This window comes from Aeromonas sp. D3, assembly GCF_027705025.1.
GTDB lineage: Bacteria > Pseudomonadota > Gammaproteobacteria > Enterobacterales > Aeromonadaceae > Aeromonas > Aeromonas salmonicida.
Genome location: NZ_JAPDBE010000083.1, coordinates 1 through 3,452 on the forward strand (window position 1 = coordinate 1; position 3,452 = coordinate 3,452).

2 protein-coding genes are annotated in these 3,452 nt (G+C 57.2%); one reads left to right on the forward strand and one right to left on the reverse strand.

All coding sequences use genetic code 11. The annotated features are described in order from the left end of the window. Positions 1–58: 58 nt before the first annotated feature. A complete protein-coding gene (locus OKC28_RS22775; protein ID WP_270691148.1) occupies positions 59–2,977 on the forward strand; it encodes a response regulator in 2,919 nt (972 codons plus the stop codon). Here the strand turns inward: OKC28_RS22775 and OKC28_RS22780 are convergent. Beyond that, the gene (locus OKC28_RS22780) at positions 2,963–3,238 is read right to left on the reverse strand and encodes a hypothetical protein (RefSeq protein ID WP_021140868.1); all 276 of its coding nucleotides are present in this window, start codon (positions 3,236–3,238) and stop codon (positions 2,963–2,965) included. The genes OKC28_RS22775 and OKC28_RS22780 overlap by 15 nt on opposite strands. Positions 3,239–3,452: the final 214 nt, after the last annotated feature.

Here is a 3,452-nt window from a genome sequence, read left to right on the forward strand (position 1 = left end):
CTCATGATGAACCCTGTTCCATGGCTCCAGATGACAAACATGATCTCATATCAGGGACTTGTTCGCACCTTCCCTTGACAAGCAGGCCGATGCCTATATTGGCAACCTGCATGTTGCCAATCAATTTATTGCCCGGCACCCCGAATTGGCAGTGGTGGCCCAGTCCCCTTTGCTGATGGAGAGCTTGCATCTGGGGATCAGCAAGCGGAAACCCAGGCTGGGGGTCCGCTTTGACACTGCTATTCAGGCATTGAGTGTGGAAGATCGCAGTGTTCTGGAGCAGCGCTGGTTGGGGGATAACAGCCTGAGTTTCTTGGGGCATAGCGCTTTTTTGCTGCGGCCCGATGAGCGTGAGTGGCTTTCTCGACTTCCTCCGTTGCAATTAGGTTTTATTCAGGGCTGGGAGCCTTTTTCTTACACGGATAACAGTGGCAAGGTGAGCGGTCTTATCGGTGACTATCTTGCGCTGTTCAAGGAGAAGCTGGGTCTAGCCTATCGCTACCGCACTGATCAACGTTGGCCCGAGCTGCTGCAGGCATTGCTGCATCAGGAGGTGGACTTGACCATTATTCCAACCCGTATCAGCCAACGCATGGTTGGTTGGGAAATAAGTCAGCCCATTACCGCCTTCCCAGTGATCATCGCCATGGCCCGTGGCAACAGTACAGTGGGCGGCCTTGCCGAACTGGCCGGCAAGCATCTTATCGTGACCGACAGCATGCTCGTTGCCGAGCTAAAGAATCGCATTCCCGATATCAGGGTTAGCCTAGTCTCGGGCCCTGAAGCCGGTCTGGCCATGGTAGCCGCAGGGTCAGGGGATGCTTATATAGGCAATCTGGTGGTAGTGTCGCGCCTTATCAATAAGCAGTTCGACGATAGCCTGCATATAGTGGCGCCCACCCCCTTCAAGGATGAACTGGCTGTTGCAGTGCGTGACACCTATGCTCCCCTGCTGCCGCTGATCAATCGGGTCCTTGTCAGCATGAGCGACAAGGAGAAGCAGCAGATCCGCAATACTTGGCTGGCGGTGAACTACAGCGAAGGGATCCCGTGGCAAAAGCTGATACAAACCCTGATCCCCGTTGGCACGGGTGTCACCTTGTTTATTCTCGCACTCTCCATCGCCTACTGGCGTTTGCGCCAGGAGATCCTGCACCGCCGTCAGGTGGAGGAGGCTCTGGCGCGAGCCAAGGAGTGTGCCGAGCATGCGGCCAGCAAGAAGGCTGAATTTTTGGCCACCATGAGCCATGAGATCCGTACCCCCATGAACAGCATCGTCGGCATGGCGGAGCAGCTAAGTTTTACGTCGCTCGACCTGGAGCAGCGGCAGATGGTTGCCATCATCAACCAGGGGGCCGAGGGACTGTTGCAACTGATCGGCAATGTGCTGGATTACTCCAAGCTGGATGTGGGCAAGATGGCGCTGGCGCCGAGCTCTTTTTTGCTGCGCGAACTCATCGACAGCGTGTTGACCATGATCAGCAGCGAGGTACAGCGTAAGGGGCTGCAGTGTTACCTGCGTGTCGATGATGAGGTGGGCGCCCGCTTCACTGGGGATGTGCTGCGACTCAAGCAGGTGTTGTTCAACCTGGTCAGCAATGCCATCAAGTTCACCGAGCGCGGCTTTATAGAACTTTCCATCAAGCTGGAGGCGCAAACAGACGGGGAGCAGCGGTTGCTGATCGGGGTGCAGGATACTGGCATCGGCATGAGTACCGAGGCGCAGGCCCGTATCTTCAATGCCTTTGAGCAGGCAGATGGCGCCACCACCCGCAGTTATGGCGGGACCGGGCTTGGTCTTAGCATCAGTCATACCCTGGCCGAATTGATGGGGGGAGAACTCAGGCTGGAAAGCGCGCCCGGGCTTGGGACTTTCATCGGGCTCTCGATCACGTTACCTCTTGAGCTGCGCCGTGAATATGACTCCACCCTCATGGGGTTGCGTGCCTTTATGGCACTGGAGGATGGCAAGCTGCGCCATACCTTGCGCCTGCACCTGCTGTCGTTGGGCGTGCAGACAAGCGATGAACGGCAGGGGGCCGACTTGCTATTTGTCGATGGGGCGGATCACCCGGAGCCCTGTATCTCTGTTGCCCCACTGGGCAATGCGCTGGGTTATCAGTTGCGTGAAGGGCGTTACTGGCTCAACAGCAATCCCTTGACCTGGCAGGCGGTGCGGGAGGTGTGCTATCGCCAGCTGGGCCAGGGTGAGCAACTGCTGCCCGACCCTATTCCCGTGGCGCCAACTTCCCGGCCTTTGCCATACCGGCTGCTGGTGGTCGAGGATCATCATCTTAATCAGGTATTGGTGCAGCGCCAGCTCAAGCAGCTCAATCTGGTGTGCGATCTGGCTGAGAATGGCCAGCAGGCGCTCGCCATGCTGGCACAGCACAGTTACGACCTGATCCTGTGTGATTGCCAGATGCCGGTGATGGATGGCTACGACTTTACCCGCCAGGTGCGCACTGTTGAGGGACTGGCGCGGCTCCCCATCATCGCCATGACGGCCAATGTGATGCCGGAACAGGCGCAGCGCTGCCTGGCGGCAGGCATGAATGATGTGCTGGGCAAACCCGTGCTGTTGGATGGGCTTCGCCAGATATTGATGAAGTGGCGCATATTGCCCGCCCCCAAACGGCTTGACGTGACATCCTTGCAGACGTTTTTCGGCGTTGGGGAGCCTTTTGAGCAGATGATGACGCTGTTTCGTCAGGAGCTGGAACAATCCCTTGCTTTGGTACATGACGACGACAAGGGGCTGGCTAACTGGGTGCACCGTCAGGCCGGCACCATCTCCATGATGATGGTAGATGACTTGGCGCAGCAGGCCTGGCATCTGGAGGAGAAGATCCGCAAGGAGGGGGCCGAGCTGTGTGGGGCCGAATTGGCCGGATTCAGAGCTGTGTTGCAGCAGATAGTCGATGAGTTGACTCTGCTGCTTGCCAGTCCCCGGGAAGAGGGATCAGGAAGAGACTGAGCTGAGATAGGAGAACCGGGGCTCACGGATGACATCCGGATGCACGGCTTGCGCCAGCCACGACCAGTCAAGCAGGGGGGTATCCGCCTTGAAGCGCTGGTAGGCCTGACCCTTGGCTATGGTCAGGAACAGCGTGGTCGGCAGGCCGATGCGGTTGGTGTAGCGCACCATGACGTCGCCCTGATAGCTGACCAGCCGCTGTTGCAGCTGTGGCAAGGTCAAGCCGCTTGCTTGTCCTGTTTCATCCCAAATCTCAAACATGGCGCGCTATGTCCCTGAAAGGTATGAAGGCTACTGTTTCTAAAAGTAGCGGATGATGCAATTGTCAGATCTGACAGTGTCAAATGGATGCAATTTTAAAAAGCAAAAACCCGGCACCAGGCCGGGTCTTCTAAATGATGGTGGAGGGAGAAGGATTCGAACCTTCGAAGGCAGAGCCGTCAGATTTACAGTCTGATCCCTTTGGCCGCTCGGG

Bases quoted from the DNA above. Each gene is read 5' to 3' on its own strand.
- OKC28_RS22780 (WP_021140868.1), bottom strand. From the start codon at position 3,238: ATGTTTGAGATTTGGGATGAAACAGGACAAGCAAGCGGCTTGACCTTG.